The sequence below is a fragment of the Aestuariimicrobium soli genome (assembly GCF_051192575.1).
Taxonomy (GTDB): Bacteria; Actinomycetota; Actinomycetes; order Propionibacteriales; family Propionibacteriaceae; genus Aestuariimicrobium; species Aestuariimicrobium soli.
Genome location: NZ_JBPJSQ010000012.1, coordinates 1 through 15,300, shown reverse-complemented (window position 1 = coordinate 15,300; position 15,300 = coordinate 1). Strand labels below are relative to the sequence as shown.

Here is a 15,300-nt window from a genome sequence, read left to right as displayed (position 1 = left end):
CGTGCTCAGTCCAGGTCGTCTTGGGCCTCGTCCACCATCTCGTCGGTGGGGTAGGAGTCCTCCGGCGGCACGGCCACCCGCACCACCAGCGATCCCGCGTCCATGCGCGCCTCGAAGCGGGTCACCTCGTCGAGCGGGTCACCGTCGACCTCGGCCAGCTTCGGTTCGTCCACCTCGACGACCACGTGGGTGCCGGACTGTTCCTGAATGCGCGAGTGGCCGGCCCGGTGGTGCGTGACCAGATCGCCGATCACCGTCGCCCACCCGAACAGGCCCTTGGGCGAGACCATCACGGTGTCGAGCTCACCGTCGTCGACGGCACCCTCCTCGGCCAGGGTCACGCCGCTGCCGATCGACGGCGAGTTGCAGACCATCACCATGCGCACGTGCTGCGGCTTGCGCATCTGGCCGTCGACGGTGACGCGGGCCTCGAATCCACGCTTGGCCAGGGCCTTCACCCCGGCGGCCACGTAGGCGGCGCGCCCGATGGTGGACTTCAGGTTCTCGTCGGTCTCGGCCATGATGTCGGCGTCGAGCCCGATGCCGGCGGCGATCACGAACGGTTCCTCGTGGTCGGAGTCGCCGAAGGTGGCCACCCCGACGTCGATGCGGTGGTCGGCGCCCGCCAGGGCGATCTCGAGGCATTGCTCGAGGTCGTCCACCGGAAGCCCCAGGTTGCGGGCGAGCAGGTTGCCCGTGCCGGCCGGGAGCAGTCCGAGGGTCACGTCGGTCGAGCGCAGCACCCCGGCGACATTGCGCACGGTGCCGTCGCCACCCATGGCGCAGACCAGCTCGGCACCGTCGTCCACGGCCTGCCGGGCCATCTCGACACCGGGGTCGTCGACGGTGGTCGGGTACCAGCGGGGCTCGCCGTGCCCCAGCTCGGTGGCCTTGGCCGTGAGCTGCTGCTTGACGGCGTCGACGTCGTCGAACTTGCTGGGATTGAGGACGACCGCCCAGGCGAGGGCACCGGTTGGCTGCTCGTGAGTCATGCGCTCACTGTAGGGGTGATCCGCTTGAATGGCGCCGTGACCCGGACGACCGCCCCCAGCCCCCACCCCACGGGCCCCCACCCCACGGGGGTCTCGCCGCGCGAGGTGCTCGCCCTGGCGGTGCCCGCGCTCGCCACCCTGGTCGCCGAACCGCTGTTCCTGCTCGCCGACACCGCCATGGTCGGCCACCTCGGCACCCCGGCGCTGGCGGGGCTCGGGGTGGCCGGCGCCGCCCTGTCGACCGCCGTCAGTGTGTTCGTCTTCCTCGCCTACGCCACCACCGCCGTCGTGGCCCGTCAGCGCGGGGCCGGGCGGTCGGACGAGGCCCTCGCCGCCGGTGTCGACGGCATCTGGTTGGCGCTCGGCCTGGGCGTGCTCGTGGCCGTGCCCACGGCCCTGTTCGCCCCCACCGTCAACGGCTGGTTCGGCGCCGGGCCCGAGGCCGTCGCCGCCGCCACCACCTACCTGCGCATCTCGGCCCTGGGCATTCCCGCCATGCTGGCGGTGCTGGCCTGCAGCGGGGTGCTGCGCGGGTTCCTCGACACCCGCACTCCGCTGGTGACCGCCGTCGCCGGCTTCTCGGCCAACATCGTGCTCAACTACCTGCTCATCTACGTCGCCGACCTCGGCATCGCCGGCTCGGCGTGGGGCACCGTGATCGCCCAGAACGGCATGGCCGCCGCCCTGTTGGTGGTCGTGCTGCGCCGGGCGGTCGCGGCCGGGGCGGTGCTTCGTCCCCATCTCGGACGAGTGCTGCGTGCGGCCCTGGGCGGGGTGCCGCTGCTGGTGCGTACCCTCGCGCTGCGGGTGGCGATGCTGGCGACGACGTGGGCGGCGGCCGGTTTCGGTGACCTGACGCTGGCGGCCCACCAGGTGGTGTTCACGATGTTCGGCCTGCTGGCCCTCGCCCTCGACGCGCTGGCCATCGCTGCCCAGGCGTTCACCGGGTCGACGCTGGGGGCCGGTGATCGCGACGGCACCCTGGCGCTCACCCGGCTGCTCACCCGCTGGGGTGTGTGGGGTGGGGTGGCGCTGACGGTCGTGCTGGTCGCCACGGCGTGGATTCTGCCGCCACTGTTCTCGTCCGACGTCGACGTGCAGCACCGGATCGTCGCGGGACTGCTGGTGCTGGCGGTGTTCCAACCGGTCGCCGGCGTCGTCTTCGTGCTCGACGGGGTGCTCATCGGGGCGGGCGACGGACGAGCCCTGGCCTGGTTGCAGGCCGTCGTGCTGGTGCCCTACCTGCCGGTGCTGGTCTGGCTGCGGCTCGATGCCGACCGGTTCACGTCGTGGTGGGGCATCGCCGCGCTGTGGGCGGCCTTCGGCTGGTTCCTGTGCTGCCGGGCTGTGGCGCTGGTGATGCGCGAACGGTCCGGACGGTGGATGCGGCTCGGAGCCTGAGACGAGGTCAGCTCAGCTCGAGGTCGACCATCAGCTCGCCGGCCAACGCCTGCAGCGCGGCGACGGCTCCCTCGGCGGCCCCGGCATCGGCCACGTGGGCCTGCACGGTCGCGCGGAAGAGTCGTCCGCCCGCCATCGGCGCCTCGGCGATCTCGGACTCGAACCGGTCGATCGAGACGTGGTGGTCGCGCAGCACTGCGGTGATCTCCTGCACGATGCCCGGGCGGTCGTTGCCCACCAGGTCGAAGCTGATCGGCTCACCCGCCGGCGGTTCGGCCACCACGCCTGAGTGCACCGTCACCTCGAGCAGGCCCTTCAGCGGTGCCAGCGCCTCGGCCAGTTCGGACGAGCGGGCGTCGTCGACCTCGACCTCGACGATGCCGGCGAACGTGCCCGCCAGCTCGGCCAGCTGACTGCGCGACCAGTTGCCGCCGTGGGCCGAGACCACGTCGGCGAGGGCGCTGACGAGGCCGGCGCGGTCGTCGCCGATGACGGTGAGCACGAGGGTTGCCATGACGGCGATCCTAATCGCGACCGACGGTCAGCGTCGCTCGTCGATGGCCTCGCGCTCGTCGGCGACCGAGTCCTCGAGCTTGCTGAACAGGTAGGAGGCGATGATGCCCACCACCAGCAGGCCCAGGCCGAAGGCGATCGCCACCCCGAGACTCAGCCGGGCCTCGGCGAGCCCCGTCGGGGTCAGCGCGGGGAACACGACGGTCGGGAAGATGGCCAGTGACGAGCCCACCACCAGACCAAGAATGGCGTGGTACATGCCGGCGTAGTACCTCGTGAAGGCCCAGTTGGCCGCCTTGGCGAAGGCCAGCACGCACACCACCAGTCCGAGGAACAGGGGGACGACGACCCGCAGGTCGAGGGCGGCGATGCCGGCGGCCATCCGGTCGTAGAGCCCCAGATAGATCAGGAAGTTCGAGGGGCTCATGCCGGGCACGATCACGCCCAGCCCGATCAGTCCGCCCGACAGCAGCCAGGCGCCGATGCTGGGAGCAACGTTGAGGGCCAGACGCCCGCCGAGCAGCATCAGCGCGAAGATGCCCAGTGCGGTCGCGGCCAGGATCACGAAGTGGCGGGTGGATCGTCCCTGCCTGCCCGCGGTGCGGTACAGCGAGGGGAAGGTGCCGATCACGAATCCGATGAACAGGCAGGTGAACTGGGCGGCGAAGCGTCCGAAGGCGGCCTCGACCACGATCGAGAACAACACCACGCCCACGCCACCGCCGATGCCGACCGGCAGGAACCACAGCAGGTTGCGCAGGAAGCGGTGCTGAGGCTTGGCGAGGAAGCGGATCAGGGGGTCGTAGATGCGGAAGATGACGGCCAGCACCCCGCCGGACAACCCGGGCAGGATGAATCCGATGCCGACCATGACTCCCTTGAGGAAACGGGTCAACCACCCGCGCACCGATTCGCGCTCGGCCAGGTGGTCGTCGTGAGGGGCTGCGCTCATGGCTGGGAAATCTACCGGCTCGCTCGAAGTGCCGGGCGGTGACAGTCCTTCCTTCTGGGCAGTCCTTCCTTGGGCACTCCTTCCTTCTGGGCCTGAATGCGCCTAGCGTTGACCCATGACCACGACACACCCGGGCCCCCTCGACATCGAGATGGAAGAGTGGGACGAGGATCTGCACCAGCGCTACCCGAATCCGCCCGGCGCGGAGGCTGACGCGGAGCAGAACTCCGAGCACCAGTTCCGCGACTACGCGGCCGAGGTTCGTCCGTCGGTCAAGGAGTTCTACCGACTCAACCACCTCAACCAGACCTACGACTTCGCGACCGCCAAGGTCGCCGAGTACGGCGGGCTGAACCACAAGCGCATGGGCGTGTGGGAGGCGATGGAGTACCTCAACGAGCTGGTGGACGACTCCGACCCCGACACCGACGCCACCCAGATCGAGCACCTGCTGCAGACCTCCGAGGCGATCCGTGCCGACGGGCACCCGCGCTGGTTCGTGGCCACCGGGGCGATCCATGACCTGGGCAAGATCCTGTGCCTGTGGGGCGAACCGCAGTGGGCCGTCGTGGGCGACACCTACGTGCTGGGCCACCCGTTCTCCGACAAGATCGTCTTCCCGGAGTTCTTCGCCGACAACCCCGACACGCAGCGCCCGGAGTTCCAGACCGAGACCGGCATCTACGAGCCCGGCTGCGGGCTGTCGAACGTGCAGATGAGCTGGGGGCACGACGAGTACATCTACCGCGTCGCCCGTGACTACCTGCCGATCGAGGCGCAGTACATGCTGCGCTTCCACTCGTTCTACCCCTGGCACCGCGAGGGCGCCTACGAGCACCTCACCGACGCGACCGACCGCGAGATGATGAAGTGGGTGCTCGAGTTCAACAAGTACGACCTGTACACGAAGACCGACGTGCGCCCCGATCCGGTGGCCCTCAAGCCCTACTACGAGGAGTTGTTCGCGGAGTTCTTCCCCGCGACGATCAATTGGTGAGCGGTTCGGGGGTCCGCTGAAAGATAGTCTCGAGGCATGACCGATGCACCGATGCCTCGAAACTTCCTGCTCGTGCGCACCCCCGAGGGTGAGAAAGTGCGCATCGCGGCCCGCGGACGAGGGTTGCTCGGCATCCCGATGATCAACCGGGGTACGGCGTTCACCTTGGACGAGCGCCGCCAGCTCGGTCTGACGGGTCTGCTGCCGTCACGGGTGAGTTCCATCGAGACCCAGGTGCGCCGGGTGTACAAGCAGTACCAGATGGCTCCCGGCGACCTGGGCAAGTACCTCATGCTCGAGGCACTGCAGGAGCGCAACTTGGTGCTCTACTACCGGCTCTTGAGCGAGCACATCGAAGAGATGCTGCCGATCATCTACACGCCCACCGTCGGACGGGCCATCCAGGAGTTCAGCCGCTGGTTCTCCAAGCCCAAGGGGCTGTTCCTGTCGATCGACCAGCCCGAAGACATCGAGGCCTCGCTGCAGGCCTGGAGCCACCGCGCCGACGACGTCGACCTGATCGTGGTCACCGATTCCGAGGGCATTCTGGGCATCGGTGACCAGGGCGTGGGTGGGGTCAGCATCACCGTCGGCAAGCTCGCTGTGTACACGGCGGCCGCCGGCATTCACCCGCACCGGGTGCTGCCGGTGGTGCTCGACACCGGCACCGACAACCTCGACCTGCTGTCGGACGAGAACTATCTCGGCGCCCGCCACGGTCGCGTGCGCGGAGAGCGCTACGACGCCTTCATCGACCAGTTCGTGAAGGCGGCCACCAAGCTCTACCCGAAGGCGTTGCTGCACTGGGAGGACTTCTCCGCCGACAACGCCCATCGCATCCTCACCCGCTACCGCGAGGAGATCTGCACCTTCAACGACGACATCCAGGGCACCGCCGCGGTGGTGGTGGCGGCCGCGCTGGCCGCCTGCCGTCGCACCCGGACGAAGCTCTCCGACCACCGGATCGTCATCCACGGTGCGGGCACCGCCGGCATCGGCATCGCCGACCTGATGGTCGACATCATGGTCTCCGAGGGTCTGCCGGAACATGAGGCCCGCGCCAAGTTCTGGGGGCTCGGCTCGCGCGGACTGCTGCGCGAGGGCACCCGGTTGCGCGACTTCCAGGAGCGGTTCGCTCGTCCGGCTTCGGAGGTCGACGGGTGGGCCGGGAACGGGTCGTTCGACCTGGCCGACGTGGTGGCCACGGTGCGCCCGACGATGCTGATCGGCACGTCGGCCCAGCCCGGTGCCTTCACCGAACAGGTGGTCACCGAGATGGCGCGGCACTGCGAGCAGCCGGTGATCATGCCGTTGTCGAACCCGACCTCGAAGTCCGAGGCTCAACCCGTCGACATCGTGCGCTGGACGAATGGCCGCGCCCTGATCGCCACGGGATCACCGTTCGCCCCGGTCGAGCACAACGGGGTGGTGCACGAGATCGCGCAGGCCAACAATGCGCTGGTCTTCCCCGGGCTCGGGTTGGGCGTGGTGGTGTCGCGGGCGACGCGGGTGACCGATCACATGATCGCCGCGGCAGCGCGCGCGGCTGCGGCGGCGGTGACCCGCCGGACGCCCGGCTCGCCGATCCTGCCCAGCGTGGCCAATCTGCGGTCGGTCTCTGCGCGGGTCGCGCTCGAGGTGGCGGCGGCTGCGGCCGAGGAGGGTGTGGCCACCGTCGAGCTGACCGACCCGGTTCAGGACGTCATGCAGAGCATGTGGGTGCCCAACTACCCCGAGGTCGAAGTCATCTGACCGCGTCACTCCGTGGGGGCGTCGGAGACCTGAACCTTCGGGTGCGGCGTCTGGTGGGTCTGCTCCCACTCCTTGTTGCCGGGCAGTCCGTCCAGACCGGGGTTTGGCTCGGCGGTGCCCTTGAGGGCCGTGCCCCGTCGCGAGGCCAGCACCACGGCGCCGATGCCGATGATCGCCGCGACCGCCGCGATGGCGTAGCGCCAGGCGTTCGGGGTGCCGTTCAGGTCTGACATCGCGACCGCCGCCGGGGCGATCAGCACGGCCACCAGGTTCATCACCTTGATCAGCGGGTTGATGGCCGGACCGGCGGTGTCCTTGAACGGGTCACCGACCGTGTCACCGATCACCGTCGCGGCGTGGGCGTCGGAGCCCTTGCCGCCGTGGTGACCGTCCTCGACGAGCTTCTTCGCGTTGTCCCAGGCGCCGCCCGAGTTGGCCAGGAAGACCGCCATCAGGGTGCCACAGGCGATGGCGCCGGCGAGGTAGCCAGCCAGCGCCGGGGTGCCGAGACCGAAGCCCACCGCCACGGGGGCGGTGATCGCCAGCAGACCGGGGGTCACCAGCTCACGCAGCGAGTCGCGCGTGCAGATGTCGACGACCTTGCCGTACTCGGGCCGTCCGGTTCCCTCCATGATTCCGGGGATCTCGGCGAACTGGCGCCGCACCTCGAACACGACGGCACCGGCGGCTCGTCCGACCGCCTGGATCGCCAGCCCCGAGAAGAGGAAGACGACGGCGGCACCGATGATCAGCCCGACCAGCACCGCCGGCGAGAAGACGACGGCCTGCAGCTCGAAGTCGCGGTAGGCGGCGGCCTTGGTGAGGGCATTCGAGATGGCATCGGTGAACGAGCCGAACAGGGCGGTCGCCGCGAGCACGGCGGTCGCGATCGCGATGCCCTTGGTGATGGCCTTGGTGGTGTTGCCCACGGCGTCGAGCTCGGTCAGGATCTGCGCGGCCTCGCCGTCGACGTCACCGGACATCTCGGCGATGCCCTGGGCGTTGTCAGAGACGGGTCCGAAGGTGTCCATGGCCACGATCACGCCGACCGTGGTGAGCAGACCGCAGCCCGCCAGCGCGATGGCGAACAGGCCGACCACGCCGCCGCCGCCCAGCAGGAACGCGCCGAAGACGGCGAACGCGATGATCACGGCGGTGAACACACTCGACTCGAGACCCAGCGAGATGCCCGACAGGATCACCGTCGCGGCGCCGGTCACCGAGGTGTTGCCGACGTCCTGCACAGGCTTGTCCTCGGTGCCGGTGTAGAAGCCGGTCAGCGCCAGAATGACGGCGGCCAGCACGATGCCGATCGCCACCGATCCGAGGGCCACCAGGCGCGGGTCGCCGATGCCGGCGGTGTGCTCGACGCCGAGCGCCGCGAACGACGAAGGCAGGTAGACGAACGACGCGATCGCCGACAGCACCAGCGAGATGCCGGCCGACAGGTAGAACGCGCGGTTGATCGTCCGCAGCCCGTTCTCACCGGCCTTGGGACGAGTCAGGTACACCCCGATGACGGCCGTGATGACGCCGACGGCGGGAATGATCAGCGGGAACACCAGGCCGGACTCACCGAAGGCGGCTCGTCCGAGGATCAACGACGCCACCAGCGTGACTGCGTACGACTCGAACAGGTCGGCGGCCATGCCGGCGCAGTCACCGACGTTGTCGCCCACGTTGTCGGCGATGGTGGCGGCATTGCGGGGGTCGTCCTCGGGAATGTTCTGCTCGACCTTGCCGACCAGGTCGGCGCCGACATCGGCGGCCTTGGTGAAGATGCCGCCGCCGACGCGCATGAACATCGCCAGCATCGCGGCGCCGAAGCCGAAGCCCTCCAGAATCGTGGGGGCGTCGCCGCGGAAGATGATCACCACGATGGCCGCACCCAGCAGGCCGAACCCGATGGTGGCCATGCCGACGGAGGCTCCAGTGCGGAAGGCGATCTTCATGGCCGGGTTGCGGCCCTGGTCGCGGGCGGCGGCGGCGACGCGCACGTTGGCGCGCACCGCGAGCCACATGCCCATCCAGCCGATCATCGCCGAGAAGCCGGCGCCGATCACGAAGGCAACCGAGCGGGCGATGCGCAGCACCCACGGGTTGCCGTCACCGTGGGTGGGCAGGGCGAGCAGCACCAGGAAGGCGATTCCGGCGAACCAGCCCAGCGTGCGGAACTGTCGACCCAGGAAGGCGGAGGCGCCCTCCTGCACGGCCTTGGCGATGGCCTGCATGTTCTGGGTGCCGTCGCTGGCCCGCAGCACCTCGCCGCGGAACTTGAGCGACATCCCGATGGCCACGGCCGCGAGGGCCGCGATCACCACCACGATGGTCAGGTTGGCGGCGCTGAGGCCCACCTGCAAGGGAGTCAGGGCCAGCGGGGCCAGTTCCAGCGTGGTGAGACCAAGGGGCATGAGGGACAACCTCCAAGACGGCGACGACCGCGGGTGAGCGGCGACCCAGAGACCTCATCGTCCCGGGCGGTGTGAGCCTAACAGCCACCACCGGTCGGAGCCACAGCGCGGGCTAGAGCATCCAGCCCGCATGCCCGTCCGCTTGGTACAGCGGCTCGCCGTCGAGGGAGACCACGAACGATCCCGCCCGCAAACCCGCGTGGAAGTCGGCACCCATCGCGGCCGCCACCTGCGGAACCACCCCCTGGCCCTCGTTGGCGATCCAGTGGCAGCGGTGCTCGGCCACGGCGGCCAGCAGGCGATCGCCGAACTCGCGCCGGGCGTCCGCATCGAGGTAGGCGAGCACCGCCGAGTGCACGATCACCGGCTCGACGTCGCGAGGGACGAGCCGGAGCACCTCGTCGAGCACGCCGGGGTGGGTGATGTCGCGGGGAATGACCCGCACCGGATTGCGACGATGCGCCTCGATCGCGGCATCGAGTCGGACGAGGCGTGACGTCTGCCCCGGCCACACCAGGGTGCGCAGCCAAGCGGCGTCGGCGGGCCGCAGCGGGTCGAGCGGATGCAGGTCGACGCCGAGCCGCCAGTCGATCTGTGGAAAACTCTGGGGACAACCTGTGGAGCCCTCGACCGAGACCGTGATCTCGCCGACGGGGTCGGCCACCGCCGGGTGACTGAGCGTGGCCAGCGATTGTTGGGCGTGATTCACGTAGTGAATGCGGAACTGCTCCGGGTTGAGAACCAGCCCCGCCGAGGCTCCGAACTCGATCAGCGCGACCGGTTGTCCACAGCTTTGGACGACTTTGTCCACAGCCGGCAGCAGCACCGCGGCACGGGCCGCCTCGTTGGTCTGGGTGTGCCGGGTGGCGGTGGTGCGGGCGACCTCGGGCCAGTGCTCGTGCAGGGCGGTGCGCAGGCGCGGGTACTCGTCCGGTCGCGCGGTGTCTCGGTCGGGTTCGACCAGGTCGGGCACCACGAACCGGGCGGCCGCGAACACCAGGTTCGGCTGGCGCTCGCGGAGCGGAAGGGTCTCGATCAGGGCCACTGTCTCGGCGTCATCGGCGACGCCCAGGGCCCACGCCTCGTAGACGGCGGAGTGATCGCGGGCCTCGTGCTCGGCGAAGCGGAGGTAGCGGGTCGGCACGTCGGGGGTGGCGGCTGCTTCCATGCGGTGAGCCTTTCACGGTGGGCGGGTTCGGTGCGGCGGGTGCTCACCGGGTTGGTGTGCGGGCGGCGCGGTCCGGATCGGCGGTGTTGGTGTGCAGCCAGCGCACCCGAGTGGCGGTTCGCGTCCCGTGTGGGGAACGAACCCTGTTTCGGGTGCGCGTTTCACACACTTTCGGCGTGGATCAACGGGGGCGCGGGCGCGCGACGTGCACGATCCAGGCGGCGAGCAGGGCCACCGCGAGCGCCGTCTGCCCCACGCTGACCACGCGGCCGACGATCTCGAGCCGTGCCTGGTCGCCCCACGGCAGCAGGATCTGGGTCGGGGTGCTGCCGTCACCCGGGAATCCCCCAGGCCCACCACCCCCGGGCCCCGGCCCCCCACCGCCCGGGCCACCCGGAACATCAGTCCGCTGCCGTGAGCGCTCCCACTGACGAGCGGACGACCCCAGCACCGCGTGCAGGTTCACCAGGTTCATGGCGCCGGCGATCGCGTGCAGCCCCACCCGCCACCACGAGGCTGCCGCCCATGCCGCGGCCACCGCGATGTTGGTGACGAGGTAGCGCTCATGCGAGCGGGTGGGCAGCGCGAAGAAACAGAAGCCCAGCACCACGGTCGCGAGCACCACGTCGGCACCGTCGTGGCGTCGCACCAGACCGGCGACCACCACCAGCGTCGCCACCCCCAGCAACACCAGGCCGGCGACATGGGCCGAGGTGGCGAACGGTGTGCCCGTGAACAGTCCCCAGGAGTCGGGCAGCCAGGTGTCGATGCCGCCGTTGAACACGCTCACCAGCGGCGGTTCCCCGACCAGCGCCCACAGGTTGTAGGCATTCGCCGACAGGTTGGGGTAGAGGTCGACGGTGGTCAGCGACTGGCGCCAGAACCCGACGAGATCGCCCCACACCGGGGTGTGCTCGAGCCCCGGGGCGAGCACGCGGTACCGGAACAGCGTGAGCAGTCCCAACCCGGTGGCCGCACCGGCCAGCAGCGTGGTCAGCAGGCGCCACCGCTGCCGCACCAGGTGGGTCGCCAGCACGGCCACGGCCAGCACGACCAGCACCAACACCCCTTGTGGTTTGGCCATCGTGGCCAGCACTCCAGCGATCGCCGCCAGTTCTGACCAGCCCTTCGTCCAACACACCAGGGCCGCGAGCGTGAACACCGTCACCAGGGCGTCGAGCTGGCCCCACAGCGCCGAGTCGTACCAGAGCACGGGGGTGAGGGCGAGCAGGCCGGCGGCCATCACGGCGGCGCTCGTCCGCCGCTTCTGGGGAGCGATCGCGTGGGCCAAACCGGCCGCCAGGGGCACGCAGAGCACATCCGCGACGACGGCGGGCAGCTTCACCAACGTGGGCAACCAGGTCGCGTGGTCGCCGGCCAACCACGCCATCGCGCCCATCGCGGCCACCCCGACCGGCGGGTAGTTCGCGGACGAATCGACGGCATACACGCTGGTCAGCCCGTGGTCGCGCGCGGCGGCGGCCCACTGCACGAAGAGTTCGAGGTCGGCCCGGTAGCCGGCCCCGGGGTAGACCACGAGGCCCAGCCAGCAACGCAGCGCGGCCGCCACCAGCGTGATGACCGCCACCGGGAACCACGGTGTTCTCATGGGGCCGCACCCTAGCCGCGACTTCGCTCAGCGAACCTGTCAACCAGCTGTGAGTGTGCGGGTGACGGCACCGGGCTCCGACAGGATGGAACCCATGCTTCCCACCCCCACCCCGCAGCAACTGCGCTGGCAGCGCGCCGGCATGGGCGTCTTCTTCCACGTCGGGCTCAACACCTTCGCCGACCTCGAATGGTCCGACGGCACCCTGCCCGCCGCCTCGTTCGACCCCACCAATCTGGACGCCGACCAGTGGGTGCGGGTCGCGAAGGCCGCGGGCGCCACCTATGTCGTGCTCACCGCCAAGCACCACGACGGTTTCTGCCTGTGGCCGACGGCGACAACCGACTACTCCGTCGCCTCGTCGCCGTGGCGGGGCGGTGAGGGTGACCTCGTCCGCGAGGTGCGCGAGGCCTGCGACCGGCACGGGCTGGGCTACGGCCTCTACCTGTCGCCCTGGGACCGTCACGACCCGCGCTACCCCGACGAGGCTGCCTACGACGAGGTCTACCTGGCCCAGTTGACCGAGCTGCTGACCAACTACGGCCCGCTGCACGAGATCTGGTTCGACGGCGCCGGCTCCGAGGGCCACACCTACGACTGGCCGCGCATCATGGCTGTGGTCGACGAGCTGCAGCCCGACGCGATGGTCTTCAACATGGGACGACCCACCATCCGTTGGGTCGGCAATGAAGACGGGGTGGCCGCCGATCCGGTGCACTACCTGACCACGCGCACCGAGTTGTCGAACTACACCGACGCCGAACTCGAGCTCGGCGAGGAGGTCTACCTGCCGCCCGAGTGCGACGTGTCGCTGCGTCCGGGCTGGTTCTGGCACCCCGCCGAGTCGCCGCGCTCGCTCGAAGAACTGCTGCACATCCACGACTCGTCCCTCGGGTTGGGGGCGGGTTTGCTGCTCAATCTGCCCCCGGACGACCGCGGGCTCATCCCCGACGAGGACGTCGCGCGACTCGCGCAGTGGCGCTCGGAGCTGCGGCGTCGCTTCGAGGTCAGCCACGAGGCCGAGGTCGTGCCAGTCGAGGGCGGCACCCTGCTGCGGTTCGGTGGCGAGGTCACCGTCGATTCCGTGTGGTTGCACGAACGGTTGGACGAGGGCCAGCGCATCTTCGAGCACTCCCTCCATGCCCGTGGGGCCGAGGTGGCCAGTGGAGGCACCGTCGGCGTGCGGCGCCTGCACCGGTTCGACCCGGTGACGGCGAGCGAGTTCGTCGTCCGGCATGACGATGGCGTGATCGAGACGGCCAGCGGACACCTCAGCCAACCTGCTTGAATCGTTTCATGGCTTCCCTCGGCTTCGTGACCAGCCCCGCCCTCGACCTGCCCGACGACCTCGACGCCGACTTCGTCGAGCCCTACCTGATGGGTCGCTTCGTCGGCCCCGCGGACGATGGCTCGACCCGGGTGCTCCCCGACCCCCTGCGCGGCCTGGGTGGGCTGCCGGTGCTCGGCGGCGCGGTGCTGTTCCCGGGGTCGATGACGCTCGCCGACCCGGCGACCCCGCTGGCGGTCATCACCGACCACCTCGACCGGGTGGCGGAATCGCTCGCTGCGGCGGGCTCGGCCGGTGGGGAACAGGCAGGTGGCGAGCAGGGCAGTGGGGAGCAGGCCGACCGCGGCTGGGTCGTGCTCGGCAGCGGTGCCAGCCGTACGATCCCCGACCACGTCGACCGCCAGGTCGGGCTCGAGCGGCTCGCTGAGGTGGTGCGCGAGGCGACGGCGCGGCTAGGGGCGGTGGGCTACGACGTGCTGGTGGAGCCGCTGCGGCAGCAGGAGTCGAACGTGTTCACCACTCTCGCCGAGACCGGCGCCTTCCTCGACGATCACGGGCTCGGCAATCGCATGGTCTGCGACACCTTTCACCTGTTCTCTCAAGCGCAGACCAGCGCCGATGCCGTCGCCCAGGTGCGGCGGATCGGGCACGTGCACCTGTCGGGCCATGACCGGCTGGCGGTTCACCGTGACGAGCAGGCCGTCTTCGAGGTGTCCGATGCCCTCGTCGAGGCGGGCTACGTCGGCCGGTTCTCGCTGGAGTGTTCGTGGCCGAACGGTGTGGACGACGTGCGCGCCGACCTCGAGGTGAGCCGCCGCCGTCTTCCGTGACCGGTACCGCTGCCCCATCGGGGGAGTAGGCCCCGCCCGGGTCGCCTCGTCGCCCTGCGATCACCCGCAAACTCGTAGGAAACGGTGCGGCTCTCAGGAAGTTTCCTGGGTGGTCTCAATCGGTCAGTGCAACGGTGAGTAGTTGTTGCAGTTTCTCACGTGGGGTGAGGGCGTTGAGAGTTTCGCGGGGTCGGTCGTTGAGGAGGTTCTGGACGTGGAGGATCTCGGCGTCGGTGATCTGGGCGAAGTCGGTGGGTTTTGGCCAGAAGTCGCGGATCAGGCCGTTGGTGTTCTCGTTGCTGCCTCGTTGCCACGGGCTGTGGGGGTCGCAGAAGTAGACCTGGGTGTGGGTGGCGAGGCTGAACGTGGGGTGCTCGGCCATCTCGGATCCTTGGTCCCAGGTGAGTGACTTCATCTGCATCTGCGCTGGCAGGGTGGCGGCCATGGCGATCAACGCGTCGACAACGGTGGTGCTGTCGTGTTGGTCGGGCAGCCGATGGAGCAGGACGAACCGTGAGGCGCGTTCGACCAAGGTGATGATGGCGGTCTGGTTGCGTGCTCCGAGGACCAAGTCACCCTCCCAGTGGCCCGGGATCGCTCGATCGGCTGCCTCGGCCGGTCGTGTGGAGATGTGATGACCCTGCAGCCATGGTCGTCCCGTCCGGGGCGGTAGCTTCGAGTGGGGGATGCGGTGGGTCCGTCCGGATCGCAGTGCCTTGTCGATCCTCAGTTCCTCGCGCAGGGAACCCCTGCCCTGGACGTAGAGGGCCTGGTAGATCGTCTCGTGGCTCACGGAACCATCTTTGCCATGCTGCGCCGCCAGACGGATCGACACCTGCCGGGGCGACCAGTGAGAGTTCAACCCCTCGACGACCCGTTGCCGCAGCACGGGATCGTCCAACCTTGACCGTTTCGGACGTCCCCGACGGCCCGCGGCCGCGGTCTCGGCAGCCTCAGCCCGATACCCGGTCGGTGTCGAGTTGCGGGCGATCTCTCGGCTGACCGTCGACGCCGACACCCCCAGCTGGCCGGCGATGCGCCGTAACGACCACCGCTGGACCAACCCGACATGGATCAACGTCCGATCCGCCAACGACAACCGGGCCCCGTGTGACGGCGCCGGGTGCGGCAGCACCGGCCGTACAACCTCGACCTCAACAACCAGACCGCCATGACGACCACGCTTCAGATCCATGCCAGCAGCATGCAACCAACCAGCAGCCGTCCCCGCGCTCACACCCACCTGATCCGCGGCCCTCTGCGCCGAGTACCCCGACGCCGCCAACCACAGCACCCACTCCCGCATCCACCCCGGGTAACCCGGATTCCCACGACGCATGCAACACCTCCGAACAACGTGTTGCACTGACACCCTGACTCCACCCTG

12 protein-coding genes are annotated in these 15,300 nt (G+C 69.6%); 5 read left to right on the top strand and 7 right to left on the bottom strand.

Going from position 1 to position 15,300, the window contains the following annotated elements; genetic code table 11:
- Positions 1-5: 5 nt before the first annotated feature.
- Positions 6-992, bottom strand: a complete 987-nt coding sequence (locus tag ACSDQ9_RS13655; RefSeq protein WP_435147911.1) for a diacylglycerol/lipid kinase family protein — start codon at positions 990-992, stop codon at positions 6-8.
- Between the two features lie 36 nt (positions 993-1,028).
- Between ACSDQ9_RS13655 and ACSDQ9_RS13650 the strand changes: the two genes are divergently transcribed.
- A complete protein-coding gene (locus ACSDQ9_RS13650) occupies positions 1,029-2,393 on the top strand; it encodes an MATE family efflux transporter (RefSeq protein WP_435147910.1) in 1,365 nt (454 codons plus the stop codon).
- A gap of 7 nt (positions 2,394-2,400) precedes the next feature.
- On the opposite strand, the gene ACSDQ9_RS13645 is transcribed toward ACSDQ9_RS13650, so the two are convergent.
- Together ACSDQ9_RS13645 and ACSDQ9_RS13640 are read right to left on the bottom strand one after the other, a co-directional pair.
- A complete protein-coding gene (locus tag ACSDQ9_RS13645) occupies positions 2,401-2,907 on the bottom strand; it encodes a glycine cleavage system transcriptional repressor (RefSeq protein ID WP_435147908.1) in 507 nt (168 codons plus the stop codon).
- A gap of 27 nt (positions 2,908-2,934) precedes the next feature.
- Positions 2,935-3,858: a DUF368 domain-containing protein gene (locus ACSDQ9_RS13640; RefSeq protein WP_435147906.1), complete on the bottom strand. Its 924-nt coding sequence runs from the start codon at positions 3,856-3,858 to the stop codon at positions 2,935-2,937.
- 115 nt (positions 3,859-3,973) lie between these two features.
- Between ACSDQ9_RS13640 and ACSDQ9_RS13635 the strand changes: the two genes are divergently transcribed.
- Positions 3,974-4,855, top strand: a complete 882-nt coding sequence (locus ACSDQ9_RS13635; protein ID WP_435147904.1) for an inositol oxygenase family protein — start codon at positions 3,974-3,976, stop codon at positions 4,853-4,855.
- 51 nt (positions 4,856-4,906) lie between these two features.
- Positions 4,907-6,607 (top strand): NAD-dependent malic enzyme, encoded by a 1,701-nt coding sequence (locus ACSDQ9_RS13630; protein ID WP_435147959.1) that lies wholly within the window; start codon positions 4,907-4,909, stop codon positions 6,605-6,607.
- Positions 6,608-6,612: 5 nt separating this feature from the next.
- Here ACSDQ9_RS13630 and ACSDQ9_RS13625 read toward each other — a convergent pair whose 3' ends face one another.
- The 3 genes from ACSDQ9_RS13625 to ACSDQ9_RS13615 form a co-directional block, all read right to left on the bottom strand.
- Entirely contained in the window at positions 6,613-9,018 is a 2,406-nt protein-coding gene (locus ACSDQ9_RS13625) for a sodium-translocating pyrophosphatase (protein WP_435147902.1), read from the bottom strand.
- Between the two features lie 112 nt (positions 9,019-9,130).
- Positions 9,131-10,186 carry a DUF2332 domain-containing protein gene (locus ACSDQ9_RS13620; protein ID WP_435147901.1) on the bottom strand — a complete coding sequence of 352 codons (1,056 nt, stop codon included), beginning with the start codon at positions 10,184-10,186 and terminating at the stop codon, positions 9,131-9,133.
- A 181-nt stretch (positions 10,187-10,367) separates the two neighbouring features.
- Positions 10,368-11,795: a hypothetical protein gene (locus ACSDQ9_RS13615; RefSeq protein ID WP_435147899.1), complete on the bottom strand. Its 1,428-nt coding sequence runs from the start codon at positions 11,793-11,795 to the stop codon at positions 10,368-10,370.
- 94 nt (positions 11,796-11,889) lie between these two features.
- On the opposite strand from ACSDQ9_RS13615, the gene ACSDQ9_RS13610 reads away from it, so the two are divergent.
- Positions 11,890-13,083, top strand: a complete 1,194-nt coding sequence (locus ACSDQ9_RS13610; RefSeq protein ID WP_435147898.1) for an alpha-L-fucosidase — start codon at positions 11,890-11,892, stop codon at positions 13,081-13,083.
- Between the two features lie 8 nt (positions 13,084-13,091).
- Positions 13,092-13,913: a sugar phosphate isomerase/epimerase family protein gene (locus ACSDQ9_RS13605; RefSeq protein WP_435147897.1), complete on the top strand. Its 822-nt coding sequence runs from the start codon at positions 13,092-13,094 to the stop codon at positions 13,911-13,913.
- Between the two features lie 115 nt (positions 13,914-14,028).
- Here ACSDQ9_RS13605 and ACSDQ9_RS13600 read toward each other — a convergent pair whose 3' ends face one another.
- Positions 14,029-15,108 carry an IS30 family transposase gene (locus ACSDQ9_RS13600; RefSeq protein ID WP_435143774.1) on the bottom strand — a complete coding sequence of 360 codons (1,080 nt, stop codon included), beginning with the start codon at positions 15,106-15,108 and terminating at the stop codon, positions 14,029-14,031.
- Positions 15,109-15,300: the final 192 nt, after the last annotated feature.

What these genes read in the sequence shown, in the direction of transcription:
- ACSDQ9_RS13655 (WP_435147911.1), bottom strand. Translation starts at nt 992, where the DNA reads ATGACTCACGAGCAGCCAACCGGTGCCCTCGCCTGGGCGGTCGTCCTC.
- ACSDQ9_RS13645 (WP_435147908.1), bottom strand. Translation starts at nt 2,907, where the DNA reads ATGGCAACCCTCGTGCTCACCGTCATCGGCGACGACCGCGCCGGCCTC.
- ACSDQ9_RS13640 (WP_435147906.1), bottom strand. Translation starts at nt 3,858, where the DNA reads ATGAGCGCAGCCCCTCACGACGACCACCTGGCCGAGCGCGAATCGGTG.
- ACSDQ9_RS13635 (WP_435147904.1), top strand. Translation starts at nt 3,974, where the DNA reads ATGACCACGACACACCCGGGCCCCCTCGACATCGAGATGGAAGAGTGG.
- ACSDQ9_RS13630 (WP_435147959.1), top strand. Translation starts at nt 4,907, where the DNA reads ATGCCTCGAAACTTCCTGCTCGTGCGCACCCCCGAGGGTGAGAAAGTG.
- ACSDQ9_RS13625 (WP_435147902.1), bottom strand. Translation starts at nt 9,018, where the DNA reads ATGCCCCTTGGTCTCACCACGCTGGAACTGGCCCCGCTGGCCCTGACT.
- ACSDQ9_RS13620 (WP_435147901.1), bottom strand. Translation starts at nt 10,186, where the DNA reads ATGGAAGCAGCCGCCACCCCCGACGTGCCGACCCGCTACCTCCGCTTC.
- ACSDQ9_RS13615 (WP_435147899.1), bottom strand. Translation starts at nt 11,795, where the DNA reads ATGAGAACACCGTGGTTCCCGGTGGCGGTCATCACGCTGGTGGCGGCC.
- ACSDQ9_RS13610 (WP_435147898.1), top strand. Translation starts at nt 11,890, where the DNA reads ATGCTTCCCACCCCCACCCCGCAGCAACTGCGCTGGCAGCGCGCCGGC.
- ACSDQ9_RS13605 (WP_435147897.1), top strand. Translation starts at nt 13,092, where the DNA reads ATGGCTTCCCTCGGCTTCGTGACCAGCCCCGCCCTCGACCTGCCCGAC.
- ACSDQ9_RS13600 (WP_435143774.1), bottom strand. Translation starts at nt 15,108, where the DNA reads ATGGATCTGAAGCGTGGTCGTCATGGCGGTCTGGTTGTTGAGGTCGAG.